Here is a 17382-nt window from a genome sequence, read left to right on the forward strand (position 1 = left end):
TAACGGATGCAGGTTTTTTATTAATGTGTTTCGGAAGTTTTTCCGATTGGTGTTGTTGTAGCTGTCGATTGTTCCTGTTCGATTTCGTCTGCAGGACGTACCTTTCTTAAGAAGAAGGAAAGCAGGAATCCGACTGCTGCGATGATCGTTGCAATCCAGAAGGCATCATTGATACCCTCGATGGAACCAAGCAATGTTGCTTGCTGCTGCGGTGTACCGGACGTGATCATGTCAGTTACATGTTCTTTGGATTGAGTGGAGAACACTGTGACAAGCAGAGCGGTACCAATCGCACCCGCCATTTGGCGAAGTGTATTTGCCATCGCTGTTCCGTGCGCATAATAGCGTTTCGGCAGCTGATTCAATCCAGCTGTCATGATTGGCATCATAACCATGGATACACCGACCATACGGAAGGTATAAACAGTCATCATATATGTGTAAGTCGTATCAATGGACAACGTACTTAGGAAGTAAGTTGTGATCGTAGTGATCAATAGACCGATCAATGCAAGCGGACGAGCACCGATCTTGTCGAATAGCTTACCTGTGATAGGTGACATAATGGCTGATACCAGTGCACCAGGCAATAGTAATAGACCTGATTTAAGCGGTGAGTAACCAAGCATATTCTGTGTGAAAATCGGAATCAATAGCATCGCTGCGAACATTGCCATCGTGATGACGACGTTGATTGTAGTCGATAGGGAAAACATCCAATATTTGAATACACGGAACTCGAGCATCGGTTTTTTGATTGTCAGCTGACGGATGATGAAAATCAGCAAGGCAATTCCACCTACAATTAGTGTGGAGACTACCGGCGCGGAACCCCAGCCTTTATCCCCTGCGACACTGAAGCCGTATAACAAGCCGCCGAATCCTACGGTAGAAAGGATTACAGACAGAACATCGACTGATGATTTCTGTGTTTTGGTTACATTGCGCAAAACAAAGATTGCCAAGATGACATCAATGATAGCGATTGGCAGGATGATGAAGAATAACCATCTCCAAGATGCATGCTCTACGACAAAACCGGATAGTGTAGGTCCGATTGCCGGCGCGAACATCATCGCAAGTCCGATGACACCCATTGCACTGCCTCGTTTTTCGATTGGGTACAAGCTCAATACAGTATTGAACAATAATGGCATCATGATACCTGCACCTGCTGCTTGTACGATACGACCGATCAGGATTGTTGTGAATTCAGGTCCGACTCCGCAAATGAGTGTTCCAATTGCGAACAAGCTCATAGCGGTGATGAATAGCTTACGAGTTGTGAATCTTTCCATAAAGAAGGCGGTGATCGGAATCAGGATACCATTGACCAGCATGAATGCTGTTGTCAGCCATTGCGCTGAGTTTTCTTGTATATCCAAATCCACCATCATTTTCGGCAGTGCGATATTCATCAGCGTTTGGTTCAGAATGGCCACGAATGCACCTAGAACCAAGATGGCGACGATCGGCCCTCTTTTTAGCGTCTGCGGATCTACATATGCAGAACGATCTTTCATGTTGCTTCATCTCCTTGAGTAGTAATTTTATTTAGCAAACGGTCGTGAAGAGACAATAATGTCTCGATTTCCTCCGTGCTGAAGTCTGAAATGCTCTCCAATCTTTGCAAATAGGTTCGGTATGCCGTCTTTTTCTGCTCCAGTCCCTTTGAAGTCAGTGACAGTACGATGGCCCGCCGGTCATGTGTCGAGCGCTCCCGTTTTACCAATTCAGCTTGTACAAGCCTTTCAACCGTTTCGCTTACTGTGCTCTTGCTCGCATTCACTTTATGCGCAAGATCGTTCAAGCCAGTTCCGGGCTCGTTCGCCAATACTTTTAGGATGTGCAGCTGAACGACCGTCACTCCTAATTGATCGGCATTGTGCCAGAATTGCTTGTGAAAAGCTTGGTTCAAACAGCGAAATGATTGGACGACTTGGCTGATTTTTTCCTCATCAGTCAAAGTTGTCATCCCCTCAACAAAAAAATAGTTCGCATGCGAACTGTTTCAGTAGGAACTATTCTACTCTTCTTATTTTAAAATGCAATATAGAAATCTCGCGGAAAACGCTTCCGTTGAAAAATAAAAGTTTTCTGACAAGACGTACGGAACAAGAGCTTATTACGACAAGGATAACTGATGCAAAAGAGTTTTTCTGTCCAAGCTGTGTTGAAGCCGGTGAAAAGGTATGGGATTAAGTCGAAAAGTTTTTAGGTCTCGCTCGGTTCTTTTGACAAATTGTGAAGGCTTGATGTGTTTAAATGACTTTATTCAAATAAGAGTTTGTCCCGGGGTATGCCATGGTATGTACACATAGCCTCGGTAAATATGAGGACAGGAGTGTTCAATGAAATGGAGACGGTATCAAGAAAGAAATGGGGTTTCTATGGAGTGGAGCAAAAGCGTTTTGAGAATTGGAAGAAGAAGGGGTTCGGACTGGCAAAACTTCTATTGATCGAAAAGGCATGGCTTTTGGCACTAGTAGGCTTCTTACTTGGACGGGCAGTGGTACTGACCACCGTTTCACCATTTGCTGCGGCATTTCTGGCATCCATTTGGCTGACAAGAAGAAAAAGGATGATGCCGATCACACTTGCTACAATTGCCGGTGCTTGTACCTATCAGTGGACACATGGCCTGTATATAGCTGGTGCTGCATTCGTCCTTTATTTCCTGGCAATGCTTTGTAAGAGGATTCCGCATCAAATCCGGGTGATGGCCGTGCTCGTATTCCTGGCATGCTCACTTCCGAGGATGCTGGTATTCTCTTATGAAAATACGCTGTCCAGCTTCGATTGGATGATGATAGGTGTCGAGGGCATCCTTGGTTCTGTTCTCTTTATCATCTTTATGCAAAGCATTCCGCTCTTATCCGTTAAAAGATATTATCCGGCATTAAAGAATGAAGAAATTGTCTGCTTGATCATTCTGCTGGCCTCGGTCCTGACTGGCACGATTGGATGGCAAGTACAAGGTGCAGGGGTCGAGCAAATATTCTCCCGCTATTTTGTCCTGCTGCTGGCATTGATCGGCGGAGCGGCAATGGGTTCTACTGTCGGCGTGGTCGCCGGCTTGATTCTCAGTCTTGCCAATGTAGCCAGTCTCTATGAGATGAGTTTGCTGGCATTTGCCGGGTTGCTTGGCGGCTTATTGAAGGATGGGAAGAAAATCGGGGTGAGCATAGGTCTCATCATTGGTACTTTGCTTATCGGGCTGTACGGACAGGAGCAAGGGGTGCAGGAAGTGTATCCTTCCTTGCTTGCTTCCGTCATGAGTATCTTCCTGCTTGTTTTGACTCCGGAAAGCTGGATTAGACGCATGTCCCGGTTTGTTCCCGGTACTGCTGAACACAGCCAGGAGCAAGAGCAATATTTACAGAAAGTACGGGATGTGACGGCTAATCGAGTCCAGCAGTTCTCCAATGTATTCGATGCATTGGCAAAAAGCTTCGCCACGCCAGAGCGGGCTGCAGAGGATGTGCGGAATAGGGAAACCGATTTCCTGCTTGGGAATGTAACCGAGCAGACATGTCAGCTGTGCTTCAAAAAGGACCGGTGCTGGGGAGCGCAGCAGTTTGACCGCACATACCAGTTAATGGAGAGCCTGAAGGAAGACATGGAGGATGGCGGGCCGCCGAATAAGCTTTTGGAACGGAACTTGGAGTCCCACTGTGTCAAATCGAAGAAGGTGATGGAAACGATGAAGCATGAGCTGAGTTTCTACCAAGCGAATCAGATGCTGCGGCGGCAAGTACAGGAAAGTCGCCGCTTTGTCGCCGATCAGCTGAATGGTGTATCCGAGGTGATGGGCGATTTCGCAAAAGAAATCGTCAAGGAGAAGGAGAATCATGAACAGCAGGAAGTGGAGATGATGGCTGCTTTACGAGCGGCTGGCTTAGTCGTGGATAAGCTGGATGTGTTCTCCCTGACGAAAGGGAGTATTGATATTGAAATGCATGTATCCATACAGGGATATCATGGCGAGGGGCAGAAGCTGATCGGTCCTATTTTATCCGACATTCTGGGGGAGACTGTCGTCGTGACGAAGGAAGAGATAGCGCCGTTTCCGGATAAATCCTGCTTCCTGGCGTTTGCTTCCATCAAGAAATTCGTTGTGGATACGGGAGTTGCGCATGCGGCAAAAGGTGGGGGGTTCGTTTCGGGGGATAGTTTTTCCACGATCGAACTAGGGGCGGGCAAGTACGCGATTGCAATCAGTGATGGAATGGGAAATGGAGATCGGGCCCATGAGGAGAGCACCGAGACGCTGCGGCTGCTGCAGCAGATCCTGCAGTCGGGAATCAGGGAAGAAGTCGCAATCAAATCAATCAATTCGATCCTCTCGCTCCGCTCCAATGAGGAGATATTCGCTACATTGGATCTGGCAGTCATCGATTTGCATGACGCAGCTGTCCAATTCCTTAAAATCGGATCGACACCGAGCTTCATTAAGCGAGGTGATCAGGTCATTAAAATAGAGTCTGGCAACCTGCCGATCGGCATCGTGCAGGATCTGGAGGTGGATGTCGTCAAGGAGCAGCTGCTGCCGGGGGATTTGCTGGTCATGATGAGTGACGGCATCTTTGAAGCACCGCGTCATGTGGAGAATACGGATATGTGGCTGAAACGGAAAATCAAGGAAATGAAAACAACCGTGCCTCAGGAAATGGCGGATTTGCTCCTGGAGGAGGTTGTCCGCCATAGAGAAGGAGAGATAGAGGATGACATGACAGTAATGGTGGCTGCCATAGATCGGAATATGCCTGAATGGGCGTCCATCCCTACTTATAAAAACAAAGTGAAGGAGGCGTAAGGAACGTATATAATCCTCTTTTCCCGTCGAAGATGGAGATAACGAATGGAGAAGAGGGATAACGATGAAACCGAGTACGATGAAACAAATCCTGCTGATCACAGATGGATGCTCAAATCGCGGGGAAGACCCGGCTGCAGTCGCTGCTTTGGCTTATGCTCAACATATTACGGTAAATGTCATCGGTATTTTGGAGGAGGGGAATACCGAACACTCAGTCAGCCTTGGAGAGGTGGAGAATATCGCAAAAGCAGGAGGCGGTGTCAGCCAGCTGATCTATAAGCAAGCCCTGACAGAGACGATCCAGATGGTGACAAAACAGGCAATGACCCAGACGATCGAGGGAGTCGTCAATAAAGAGCTGAAACAGATCCTGGGTCCAGGCAATACCTTGGACGACCTGCCGCCGGAAAAAAGGGGGGACGTGCTGGAGGTGGTCGAGGAAATAAGTGAGACGGCTAATCTGGAAGTGCTTATCCTTGTCGATACGAGCGCCAGTATGCATCATAAGCTCCCGGTGGTGAAGGAAGCGCTGATCGATTTGTCAATCAGCATGAATGCACGACTTGGCAATAACAAGTTCGCCATATTTGGTTTCCCGGGGAAAAGGGAGGCTGCCGTCAAAGTGATGGAATGGACCGAACGGCTGGAAAACGTGTCATCTGTATTTCCAAAGCTTGCAACAGGGGGCGTGACACCGACCGGACCTGCGCTCAGGGAGGCGATACATGAATTCAGCCGTCAGTCGCTCCATAAGCGCCCGGAAAATGATGGGATGACCGAATATGAAGAATTCGGCAGCTGATATACGCACTGGCATCCGTTTGTCCGGTAAGTGGCATCATGGAGAGTATCCGTTGATTCGAAAACTTGGAAGCGGGGCAATCGGTTCGGTGTATCTGACAGAAAGAAATGGCAAACATGCCGCCTTGAAAATCAGTGATAAGCGTACCTCCATGATGATGGAAGTCAAGGTGCTGCAATCGCTGAAAAAGGTCCAGGGATATTTCCTCGGGCCTTGTTTGTTTGATACCGATGATTATGTCAGCCCGAGCGGTCAGCTCTATACCTTTTATGTCATGGAATATATCCAAGGGAGCAGGCTTGATGCGTACATCAAGGCAAAGGGACCAGAATGGCTGCCGGTATTGATGCTGGGACTGCTGGAGGATCTGAGTCATCTCCATCGGACAGGATGGATTTTCGGTGATTTGAAGCTCGATAATCTGGTCGTCAGTGAAAATCCTGTACGTCTCCGATGGGTGGACGTCGGGGGGACGACACAGCTAGGTCGCGCAATCAAGGAATATACCGAGTTTTATGACCGCGGTTTCTGGGGGATGGGGAGCAGGAAAGCAGAACCGGCGTATGACTTGTTCGCGCTTGCCATGACAGCGCTGGAAATTTTGAATGGCGGAAGGTTTGCAAAGGGTGAAACACCAAAAATCACGCTTAAGAAGGTTCTTGGCTCAGCTGGGAAGCTGCGGCCCATTCTGGAAAAAGCAGTGATGGGCAAATACACTGACAGCACCGGAATGAAGCAAGATTTAATGAAACTCCTGATGAGACAGAAGTCGCCTGCCCCGGTATCTGTGCCTTCCAGAATGAGAAAAAACGGCCGAAGCAAGACAGGTCTGGGAGAAAGCATTGCACTAAGTGTCTATGCTATCGTTTGCTATTTGCTGTATATGCTGCAATAAGCTTTTTGTCTTGCCATATCAGTGGTACGATAAAAGCAGCAACTACAATAAGGATGAAGGTAAATGAAACAGACTGTGACAGCTTTTATGGACAGGCATGGTTTATGGAAGGAAGGCGCCACTATCCTGGTCGGCGTATCCGGCGGACCGGATTCGATGGCACTGCTCCATTTCCTGAAGGAACAGGAGAAGCAGAGGGGGTGGCATATCATTGCGCTGAGTGTAGATCATGGTCTGCGCGGAGAAGAATCCAAGCTGGATGCTGAATTCGTGGAATCCATTTGCGAAAAATGGGGGATTAGATCAGAATCTGTAACAGTGGATGTTCCAGCCTGGAAGGAAACACATCAAAAGAGTACCCAAGTGGCAGCCAGGGAGATGCGCTATCGCTATTTCGAGGAGCGTATGACGCATTTCGAGGCAGACGCTTTGTTCCTCGCCCACCATGGAGATGATCAGGCGGAAACAATTCTGATGCGTCTGGCGCGCGGCTCCAATCCTGCAGCTGTCAGCGGAATGGACGTCCGGAGACCATTTGCCGGCGGAGAAATCATCCGGCCGATGCTGTCGTGCAGCAAATCGGAAATCCAACAATATTGTGAACAGCATGATATACCGTATCGCATCGATCCGTCAAATGCCACGGAAGATTATACACGTAATCTTTTCCGGCATCGTGTCCTGACTCCGTTAAAAAAGGAGTTCCCTGCCTTCCATCAACACGCGCAGCGCTTCAGTGAAGCGCTTAAAGCGGATGAAGCATACCTGGAGGGACAGGCGGCGAAGATGTTCAAAGAGGTGGTGGAATATGATGCCGTGAAACAGACGGCAGCCTTTGAAATAGAACGATTTCTTACATACCCGATTGCTTTACAAAGAAGAGTGTATCATCTAATATTGATGTATCTGTATCAAGCGCTTCCGGTGGACTTGCATCATCGGCATGAAGCGCAATTTTTTGAACTGATAGCTAGCTCTAAAGCAAACAGCTCTCTAGATTTTCCGGCAGGATTACAACTGACAAAGTCTTATGGCCGCATGACGGTTTCTTTCCGTATTGAGGAGAAAGACTTATTCCACTATACATTACACGCTCCCGGATGCGTCACGTTACCTGATGGATCTCTATTAAAGGCTACTTTTACCCCTCACCCAATTGAAAACAGTTCCCATATCTTCGTATTGCCCCTTGACGATGTCACCCTGCCTTTACGGGTGCGCACAAGGAAAAATGGCGACAAAATGAAGCTTCGCGGAATGAGAGGGACCAAAAAAGTAAAAGATATTTTCATTGATGAAAAAATTCCTGCTGATGAACGGCGGGTTTGGCCGATTGTGGAGGATGCGACTGGCACTATTTTATGGCTTATCGGTTTAAGAAAAGGGGAAACAGGCAGAACAACAGGAGGAACAGGCAGCTATCTGCGTCTGTGCTACCAAGCGAAAAATGGGGAACAAACAGGAGGACCGAGCAATGCATGATGAGATTGAGAAAATATTGATTACGAAGGAAGAGATCGAAGCCAAATGTGCTGAGATCGGAAAGCAGCTTACAGAGGAATATAAAGATTCCTTCCCGCTTGCCATCGGTGTTTTGAAAGGCGCCCTTCCTTTCATGTCTGATGTGCTCCGTCATATGGATACACATCTTGAGATGGATTTCATGGATGTATCCAGCTACGCCGGAGGCATGTCATCGACTGGCGAAGTGAAGATCGTCAAGGATCTGGATACAAAAGTGGAAGGCAGAGATCTTCTGATCATTGAGGATATCATCGACAGCGGCCTTACTTTGAGCTATCTGGTGGACTTATTCAAATACCGGAAAGCAAAATCGATTAAGATTGTCACACTGCTCGATAAGCCTTCGGGACGTACGGCGAAGATCCAGGCGGACTTGGTCGGTTTCCGTGTGCCAAATGAATTCGTAGTCGGCTATGGTTTGGATTATCAGGAGAAGTATCGCAATTTGCCGTATATCGGTGTGCTGAAACCCGAAGTGTATGGCGGCGCCCGGACCGAATAAACGGTATCGGCATGGAATGGCTTCCTTTTACATATGGTAAAGGGTATTTAGTTGTGTAGCAGGTTTTGCATATGGTAGTATTTACTATAGTTTTCTCGTTTGGGAGGAGGTAGGCAATGAGCAAAGTGTTCCGTAATACCCTAATGGTTATAATTATATTTGTAGTCATTATCGGTGTGATCAACTTATTCAGGAATCAGACGAATGAAATCGAACAGTATGACATTAACAAATTCAGGACCACACTTGAGAGTGGTGACATACAAAGCATGACCGTCCAGCCTACTAACAATATCTATACGATACGGGGCGAGACGGAGGATGACAAGCAGTTCCAGACTGAGATACCTCAGAATGAACAGCTGATGAGTGATATCATCAATACTGCAAATGAACAAGGCGTGAAGCTGAATGCAGACGAAGAGCCGCAGCCTAGTTTCTGGCAGACTCTGCTGACATCCATCTTCCCTATCTTGCTGCTTGTGCTTATCTTCTTGTTCTTCATGAGCCAGGCCCAAGGCGGCGGCAACCGAGTGATGAACTTCGGCAAGAGCAAGGCGAAGATGTACAACGAAGAGAAGAAGAAAGTGAAGTTCCGCGATGTAGCCGGAGCAGACGAAGAAAAGCAGGAGCTTGTTGAAGTTGTCGACTTCCTCAAAGACCCTCGTAAGTTCTCCGCTGTCGGAGCGCGTATTCCGAAAGGTGTGCTTCTGGTCGGACCTCCAGGTACCGGTAAGACATTGCTTGCCCGTGCGGTAGCAGGGGAAGCCGGCGTGCCGTTCTTCTCTATAAGTGGTTCGGACTTCGTAGAGATGTTTGTAGGGGTCGGTGCATCCCGTGTACGTGATTTGTTCGAGAACGCCAAGAAAAACTCACCTTGTATCATCTTTATCGATGAGATAGATGCCGTTGGCCGTCAGCGTGGAGCTGGTCTTGGCGGCGGTCACGATGAGCGTGAGCAGACATTGAACCAATTGCTAGTCGAGATGGATGGTTTCGGTGCCAATGAAGGTATCATCATCATCGCTGCGACAAACCGTGCAGACATTCTTGACCCAGCGTTGCTTCGTCCGGGCCGTTTCGACCGTCAGATTACGGTCGACCGTCCTGACCTGGGCGGACGTGAAGCAGTATTGAAGGTGCATGCCCGCAACAAACCGCTTGATGAGTCCGTCAATCTGCGTACAATCGCGATGCGTACTCCAGGTTTCTCCGGAGCGGATTTGGAGAACCTATTGAACGAGGCTGCTCTGGTGGCAGCGCGAAGCGACCGTAATAAAATCGTCATGGCCGATGTCGATGAAGCGATTGATCGTGTCATTGCCGGGCCTGCGAAGAAGAGCCGTGTCATCTCCAAGAAAGAACGCAATATCGTTGCTTATCATGAGAGCGGACATACTGTCATCGGTATGGTGCTCGACGATGCGGATATGGTGCATAAAGTAACCATCGTACCTCGAGGCCAGGCCGGCGGTTATGCAGTCATGCTGCCGAGGGAAGATCGCTACTTCATGACCAAGCCGGAATTGCTTGATAAGATTACCGGTTTGCTTGGCGGACGTGTTGCAGAGGAGGTCATTTTCGGGGAAGTAAGTACCGGAGCGCATAATGACTTCCAGCGTGCGACCAATATCGCACGCAAGATGGTCACCGAGTACGGTATGAGTGATAAGATCGGTCCGTTGCAGTTCACAAGCAATGGCGGGAATGTATTCCTTGGCCGGGATATCCAGAACGAACAAACATACAGTGATGCGATCGCCTATGAAATCGATCAGGAAGTGCAAAACTTCATCAACCAATGTTATGCGCGTGCCAAACAGATCCTTACCGAAAACAAAGAGAAGCTGGAGCTTATCGCTCAAACATTGCTTGAGATCGAAACATTGGATGCATTCCAGATTCAAACACTGTTTGATAAAGGACGCCTTCCAACCGAGGAAGAGATTGCAGCTGAACGCAGCAAATCCGATAAAAAAACTAGCCTGACAAAGGATGAAGACGAGGAAGTGACCGTCACGATCCAACCGCAGGAGGATAAGGAAGCAACACCGACCGATGACAATGCCATCGATGAGGATACTTCCGCGCCGCGGGAGCAGTCAGGTATTCCAGAAGATGAACCGCGTCAAGACGGCGGTTCTGATGATCGTCCAAGATCATAAAAGAAAAGGTCTCCTATCGGGAGGCCTTTTTTCGCTGTTTGGGTATAGTAAACATATAAAGGGATTTACCTGCTGGATTATGATAAGATAAACAATACCTTGTGGACAAAAGACCGTAAGCGGTTGATATATAAAAGGAGTGACATTGCTCTTATGGGTGATTATTTAATTAAAGCAACAGGATTCAACGGAGCTATCCGGGCATACGCTATCCAATCAACAGAATTAGTGGAAGAGGCGCGCCGTCGTCATGATACTTGGGCAACAGCATCAGCAGCCTTGGGACGTACATTGACAATCAGCGCGATGATGGGGGCCATGCTGAAAGGGGAAGACAAGCTGACCGTAAAGGTTGAAGGTGACGGACCGGTGGGGCCGATCATCGTGGACAGTAATGCAAAAGGTGAAGTGAGGGGATACATCACGAACCCGCATGTCGACTTTGAACTGAACTCCGTCGGGAAATTGGATGTTTCCCGGGCCGTTGGTACTGTCGGATCCTTGAGCGTAGCAAAAGATCTGGGGCTGAAAGAGATGTTCACCGGACAGGTACCGATTGTATCCGGGGAAATCGGTGATGACTTCACTTATTATTTCGCTAATTCCGAGCAGGTGCCTTCTGCAGTCGGTGCGGGTGTGCTGGTGAACCCGGACCATACCATCCTTGCTGCGGGCGGATTCATTCTTCAAGTGATGCCGGGAGCCGATGACAGTATCATCACGCAATTGGAAGAGCGAATCAATTCCATTGCCCCGATTTCCACTTTGATCAGAGAAGGGAATACACCTGAGCAGATACTTGAAAAGCTGATCGGAGAAGAGAATATACGCTTCCTTGACAGTCTGCCGGTGAGTTTCACATGCCAATGCTCCAAGGATCGCATCCAGAATGCAATCAAGAGTCTTGGAAACGCAGAGATCCAAGCAATGATCGACGAAGATCATGGAGCGGAGGCAAGCTGCCACTTCTGCAATGAGACATATACATTCACCGAAGAGGATTTAAAGGCATTGCTCCAATGACCACTCATATAGATTGACTTTTAGCATAATTTTGCTTACAGTTAAATAAATCCAATTAAAATAGTGGGAATTAGGGGGAATGATCATGGCAATTGCATCATCCATTTCTGAATTGATTGGAAACACACCAATCGTGAAGCTCAATCGTATAGCAGACGCGGATAGTGCCGAGATTTATGTAAAGCTTGAATTCCAGAATCCAGGCGGATCTGTTAAGGATAGGATTGCTCTTGCAATGATTGAAGACGCAGAGGAAAAAGGCAGATTGAACCCAGGTGACACAATCATCGAACCGACAAGCGGCAACACCGGTATCGGACTTGCTCTAGTCGCGGCAATCAAAGGGTACAAGGCGATTCTTGTCATGCCTGATACGATGAGCATGGAGAGACGGAACCTGCTTCGGGCTTATGGAGCACAGCTTGTATTGACTCCTGGAGCTGAAGGAATGAAGGGAGCCATTCAGAAGGCAGAAGAATTACAGAAGAAAAATGGCTATTTCATGCCTCAGCAGTTCAATAATGAAGCCAACCCTGCCATTCATGCCCGCACTACAGGCAAAGAGATTGCAGCTGAATTCGGCGGCGACCTTGATGCATTTGTAGCCGGAATCGGAACAGGCGGTACGATCACCGGTGTGGGCAATGTACTGAAGGAATTGAATAAGGATATCCGGATTGTGGCCGTGGAGCCGGCAAGCTCGCCGGTTCTATCCGGCGGTAAGCCAGGACCTCATAAAATCCAAGGAATTGGTGCGGGCTTTGTTCCGGCAATCCTGGATACGGATATTTATTCTGAAATCATTCAAGTGGAAAATGATGAAGCATATGCGACTGCGAGAGAAGCCGCTGCCAAAGAAGGACTGCTTGGGGGCGTTTCAACAGGAGCCGCCATTTTTGCAGCTAAAAAGGTTGCCAAAGAACTTGGACCAGGCAAGAAGGTATTGGCGATCGTTCCTAGTAACGGGGAACGCTACCTCTCTACACCGCTATACCAATTTGAAGACTGATAAAACAGGAACCCCTGCCGCTAGGTGGGGGTGTTTTTTTATGTGACGATTCGTGTACACTAGAATAGACAGATTGAACGAGAGGTTGACGTGATATGAAACGCAGGATAGGTAATAAAGAATATGATCTTTCTAAGCATACACTCGTAATGGGAATCATTAACGTGACACCGGATTCTTTTTCGGATGGCGGAAGTTATACAACTGTAGAAGCAGCTGTCAAACAAGCAAAGAAGCTAGCCGCAGAAGGAGCGGATATCCTGGATATCGGCGGCGAGTCGACCCGGCCGGGATTCGAGCCGGTATCGGCAGATGAAGAGATTGCGCGTGTAGTGCCGGCAATACAGGCCATAAGGGAAGTGGTGGACCTGCCGATTTCGATAGATACGTATAAGGCAAAAACGGCGGAAGCGGCAATTGAAGCGGGTGCATCCATCATCAATGATATCTGGGGAGCCAAATATGACTCCGAAATGGCCAGCGTTGCTGCGCGTACGGGAGTTCCGATCATCTTGATGCACAATCGGGAGGAAGCTCGCTATGATGATTTAATTCCGGAAATGGTGAAGGATCTGGAGGAAAGTATCGATATTGCCTTGCGGGCAGGAGTGAAACGGGAGGATATTTGGCTGGATCCGGGAATTGGATTTGCGAAGTCCTTGGATGAAAATATGGACGCTCTGCGTCAGGTGGATAAAATATCCGCAATGGGCTATCCTGTACTCCTTGGAACATCGAGGAAAAGATTCATCGGGACGATTCTTGACCTGCCTGCTGATGAACGGGATGAGGGCACAGCTGCGACCACAGCATATGGCATTACAAAGGGTGTGCATATGGTCCGGGTGCATGAGGTGAAGCGGACAGCCCGGATTGTAAAGATGATGGACGCTTTAGTCAGGGGGCATGAATGATGGATAAAATATATATGAATCAATTGCGATTCTACGGTTACCATGGTCTATTTCCGGAAGAAAATAAGCTTGGGCAGCGTTTCATGGTGGATGCCGTACTGGAGCTGGACCTTTCTCCAGCTGGTGAATCGGATGATATGACACAGTCGATTCACTACGGACAGGCATATGAGGTCATCAAAGATGTTGTCGAAGGACGGGCAAAGAACCTGATCGAAGCGGTTGCAGAAGATATCGCCAAGCAATTATTCGAGGCATTCCCTTTGTTGGAGGCGTGTACGGTCAAGGTTACCAAGCCTGACCCCCCAATCGCAGGGCATTATGAATCGGTAGCGGTGGAAATACGGCGGGAACGTCCATGAAAAAGGCGTGGATAGCACTGGGATCAAATATATCCCCGAAAGAGACATACCTGGAGCAGGCTGCCCAGAGATTGAAAAATCATCCTGCCATACGGCTGAAGCAAGTTTCGACGGTATATGAAACCGATCCAGTCGGCTATGAAGATCAAGATCGATTCCTGAACTTGGTCGTGGAAGTGGAAACGGACCTGGAGCCTCTGGAGCTGCTTCGTGTCTGTCAAGAAATCGAGCAGGACCTGGGTCGGGAGAGGACCATCCGCTGGGGACCGCGGACTGTCGACCTTGACATTTTGCTGTATAGTACTGAAAATATGAATGTTGAGGAACTCACCCTTCCCCACCCGCGTATGCATGAGCGTGCTTTTGTATTGGTGCCATTAGCTGAAATAGCACCCGATCTTGTCGCGAAGGGGAGACAGGTGAGGGATTGGCTGGCCATGATGCCTGAACAAGACACACAAGGCGTCCGGGTCTGGGGTTCTTTGAATATATAGCAAGTGACTTACAGGAGGTAATGACGTTGTTCAAAATTGGTGATATCACCATTAAGAACCGGGTAGTATTGGCGCCGATGGCTGGTATCAGTAATTCTGCTTTCCGCTTGACCGTCAAGGAATTCGGTGCGGGAATTGTATGTGCGGAAATGATCAGTGACAACGGCATTGTGACCCGGAATGCAAGAACGATGAATATGCTTTATATAGATGAACAGGAGAAGCCGATGAGCTTGCAGATATTTGGGGCTAAACCAGAGACGCTGGTAGAGGCTGCTAAGTTTGTCGACCAAAATACGACAGCTGATATCATTGATATCAATATGGGCTGTCCAGCACCAAAGATCACAAAGAATATGGCGGGTTCCCGCTGGCTGCTGCAGCCGGAGAAGATCTATGAGATGGTTTCCGCCGTTGTAAAAGAAGTGAACAAGCCAGTGACTGTCAAGATGCGGACAGGTTGGGATGATAGTACGATCTATGCTGTGGAAAATGCGCAAGCACTGGAAGAGGCAGGGGCTGCGGCAGTAGCCTTGCATGGCCGTACACGTGAGCAGCACTATGAAGGACTCGCTAACTGGGATATCATTCGTCAAGTGAAAGAATCTGTCTCCATCCCTGTTATAGGAAATGGAGATATCACTACTCCGCAAATTGCGAAGCAGCGATTGGACGAGACAGGTGTGGATGCTGTTATGATCGGTAGGGCTGCCCTTGGGGATCCATGGATGATTTATCGCACGGTCCATTATTTGGAAACGGGCGAGATATTGGATGAACCGACACCGCGCGAGAAAATCGATGTCTGCGTGCTGCATATGGAACGTTTGATACGTCTTAAAGGCGAGAAAGTGGCAATCATGGAAATGCGGAAGCATGCTGCTTGGTATTTGAAGGGTATGGATGGCAATGGGAAAGTGCGTAAGCTGATCAATCAAACAAGCACAAAAGAGGATATGCTCGATGTGCTGTATGATTTTGCGGATCAAGCGGAAGCTTCCATGGCCATGGCCTAATCGGGCGTGCTTTATTGACACAGCAGTGCTGCTTTTCTATACTAATACGAGGTAGCAATGCGATAAGCCTCGCATTATACGAGGACGAACAATACTGCCAGTCATGCTGGCAGTTTTTTTAGCATGGTGGAGACTGAATTATAGAAGAAATGGGAGTGAACAGGATGAGTGAAGAATTAAACGATCAGATGCAGGTGCGTCGCGATAAGATGGAAGAGCTCATGAATCAGGGTTATAACCCCTTCGGCGCCAGATTTGAGCGTACGCATCAATCACAAGAGCTTATAGCTGCTTTTGATGCTTTCAGTAAAGAAGAGCTGGAAGAGAAAAAAGCAGAAGTTACCATAGCAGGCCGTCTGATGACGAAGCGAGGAAAAGGTAAGGCTGGTTTTGCGCATTTGCAGGACTTAAGCGGCCAGATTCAGCTTTATGTACGTAAGGATCAGGTTGGGGATGAAGCGTATGAGCTATTCAGCAGTGCGGATCTAGGTGACATCGTCGGTGTTACAGGTGTTATGTTCAAGACGAATGTAGGGGAGCTTTCCGTTAAGGCAACTTCCTTTGATATCTTGTCCAAGGCGCTTCGTCCGCTTCCTGATAAATTCCATGGCTTGACGGATATTGAGCAGCGTTATCGTCAGCGCTATCTTGATTTGATCGTTAATCCAGAATCGAAGCAAACGTTCATCACTCGCAGCAAGATCATCCAAAGTATCCGCCGTTACCTTGACGATATCGGATACTTGGAAGTTGAAACACCATTAATGCACAGCATCCCGGGTGGAGCGGCAGCTCGTCCGTTCATTACCCACCATAATGCTTTGGATATACCGCTTTATATGCGTATAGCGATCGAGCTTCACCTGAAACGTCTCATTGTGGGCGGATTGGAGAAGGTATACGAAATTGGCCGTGTATTCCGTAATGAGGGAGTATCCACACGTCACAATCCTGAGTTCACGATGCTTGAGCTATACGAAGCATATGGTGATATGGATACGATCATGGAACTGACAGAAAACCTGATCGCCCATGTGGCGAAAGATGTACTAGGTAAAACGGTCATCCCTTACGGTGAGTATGAAATAGATCTTGAACCGAAGTGGAAACGCCTGCACATGGTCGATGCTGTAAAAGAATATACAGGCGTTGATTTCTGGAAGCATATGAGCGATGAAGAGGCAAAAGCCCTGGCGAAGGAAAATGGGATCGAAATCAAAGATACAATGACATTCGGGCATATTGTAAATGAATTCTTTGAACAGCGCGTAGAGGACAAGCTTATCCAGCCTACCTTCATCTATGGCCATCCGGTAGAGATTTCTCCATTGGCGAAGAAGAATACGGAAGATGAGCGTTTTACTGACCGCTTTGAAGTATTCATCGTAGGAAGAGAGCATGGTAATGCGTTCTCCGAGCTGAACGATCCAATCGATCAGCGCCAGCGTTTCGAAGCCCAGCTGAAAGAGAAAGAGCAAGGCAATGACGAAGCACATGAAATGGATGAGGACTTCCTGGAGTCACTTGAGTATGGTATGCCGCCTACAGGAGGATTGGGCATTGGTATCGACCGCCTGATCATGCTGCTGACGAATGCTCCATCCATCCGGGATGTATTACTCTTCCCGCAAATGCGGAATCGTTCCTGATCAAAAAGAAGAAGGGAGCAGTATCCCTTCTTCTTTTTCACCTTTATATAGGCATTTGCATAGAATGCAAAAGGATGCGGGATAATGCTATATAACAGTTTGTAAGAAAATATAACATTTCTTTAAAAAAACTATTGCAATGCTATTACATCCATGGTAAATTATTAGAGTTGCTTCAAACGAAGCAGCAAACGCAACAGACGAAAAC

At 48.0% G+C, this 17382-nt stretch carries 15 protein-coding genes; 13 read left to right on the forward strand and 2 right to left on the reverse strand.

Annotated features, from left to right (window positions below):
- Positions 1-20: 20 nt before the first annotated feature.
- Entirely contained in the window at positions 21-1523 is a 1503-nt protein-coding gene (locus tag CHH53_RS16555) for a DHA2 family efflux MFS transporter permease subunit (protein WP_095217244.1), read from the reverse strand.
- A complete protein-coding gene (locus tag CHH53_RS16560; RefSeq protein ID WP_158221593.1) occupies positions 1520-1966 on the reverse strand; it encodes a MarR family winged helix-turn-helix transcriptional regulator in 447 nt (148 codons plus the stop codon). Before CHH53_RS16560 ends, CHH53_RS16555 begins: the two co-directional genes overlap by 4 nt.
- 390 nt (positions 1967-2356) lie before the next feature.
- Here CHH53_RS16560 and spoIIE point away from each other — a divergent pair, with 390 nt between their 5' ends.
- The 13 genes from spoIIE to lysS all read left to right on the forward strand — a co-directional run bounded on the left by spoIIE (position 2357) and on the right by lysS (position 17174).
- On the forward strand, positions 2357-4816 hold the full coding sequence (gene spoIIE / locus CHH53_RS16565; protein WP_095217246.1) for a stage II sporulation protein E: 2460 nt from the start codon (positions 2357-2359) through the stop codon (positions 4814-4816).
- Positions 4817-4880: 64 nt separating this feature from the next.
- Positions 4881-5621 (forward strand): hypothetical protein, encoded by a 741-nt coding sequence (locus CHH53_RS16570; protein ID WP_095217247.1) that lies wholly within the window; start codon positions 4881-4883, stop codon positions 5619-5621.
- Positions 5602-6516 (forward strand): protein kinase domain-containing protein, encoded by a 915-nt coding sequence (locus CHH53_RS16575; RefSeq protein ID WP_095217248.1) that lies wholly within the window; start codon positions 5602-5604, stop codon positions 6514-6516. The genes CHH53_RS16570 and CHH53_RS16575 overlap by 20 nt, the downstream gene beginning before the upstream one ends.
- Positions 6517-6579: 63 nt before the next feature.
- Positions 6580-7998 (forward strand): tRNA lysidine(34) synthetase TilS, encoded by a 1419-nt coding sequence (gene tilS, locus CHH53_RS16580; protein ID WP_095217249.1) that lies wholly within the window; start codon positions 6580-6582, stop codon positions 7996-7998.
- Positions 7991-8542, forward strand: coding sequence for a hypoxanthine phosphoribosyltransferase (gene hpt / locus CHH53_RS16585; protein ID WP_095217250.1), 552 nt, complete (start codon positions 7991-7993; stop codon positions 8540-8542). The genes tilS and hpt overlap by 8 nt, the downstream gene beginning before the upstream one ends.
- Before the next feature lie 116 nt (positions 8543-8658).
- Entirely contained in the window at positions 8659-10707 is a 2049-nt protein-coding gene (ftsH, locus tag CHH53_RS16590) for an ATP-dependent zinc metalloprotease FtsH (protein WP_095217251.1), read from the forward strand.
- A gap of 153 nt (positions 10708-10860) precedes the next feature.
- The gene (hslO, locus tag CHH53_RS16595; RefSeq protein ID WP_095217252.1) at positions 10861-11730 is read left to right on the forward strand and encodes an Hsp33 family molecular chaperone HslO; all 870 of its coding nucleotides are present in this window, start codon (positions 10861-10863) and stop codon (positions 11728-11730) included.
- Between the two features lie 85 nt (positions 11731-11815).
- Complete coding sequence (gene cysK, locus CHH53_RS16600) at positions 11816-12739, forward strand: cysteine synthase A (protein WP_198946069.1); 924 nt, start codon at positions 11816-11818, stop codon at positions 12737-12739.
- Between the two features lie 95 nt (positions 12740-12834).
- On the forward strand, positions 12835-13653 hold the full coding sequence (folP, locus tag CHH53_RS16605) for a dihydropteroate synthase (protein WP_095217253.1): 819 nt from the start codon (positions 12835-12837) through the stop codon (positions 13651-13653).
- Positions 13653-14015, forward strand: a complete 363-nt coding sequence (folB, locus tag CHH53_RS16610) for a dihydroneopterin aldolase (RefSeq protein WP_095217254.1) — start codon at positions 13653-13655, stop codon at positions 14013-14015. The genes folP and folB overlap by 1 nt, the downstream gene beginning before the upstream one ends.
- Positions 14012-14509 carry a 2-amino-4-hydroxy-6-hydroxymethyldihydropteridine diphosphokinase gene (folK, locus tag CHH53_RS16615; RefSeq protein WP_095217255.1) on the forward strand — a complete coding sequence of 166 codons (498 nt, stop codon included), beginning with the start codon at positions 14012-14014 and terminating at the stop codon, positions 14507-14509. The genes folB and folK overlap by 4 nt, the downstream gene beginning before the upstream one ends.
- 26 nt (positions 14510-14535) lie before the next feature.
- The gene (gene dusB / locus CHH53_RS16620; RefSeq protein ID WP_095217256.1) at positions 14536-15525 is read left to right on the forward strand and encodes a tRNA dihydrouridine synthase DusB; all 990 of its coding nucleotides are present in this window, start codon (positions 14536-14538) and stop codon (positions 15523-15525) included.
- Between the two features lie 164 nt (positions 15526-15689).
- Positions 15690-17174 (forward strand): lysine--tRNA ligase, encoded by a 1485-nt coding sequence (gene lysS, locus CHH53_RS16625; protein WP_095217257.1) that lies wholly within the window; start codon positions 15690-15692, stop codon positions 17172-17174.
- The last annotated feature ends 208 nt before the right edge of the window (positions 17175-17382 follow it).

Source organism: Terribacillus sp. 7520-G, assembly GCF_002271665.1.
In the GTDB taxonomy this organism is placed as follows: Bacteria; Bacillota; Bacilli; order Bacillales; family Amphibacillaceae; genus Terribacillus.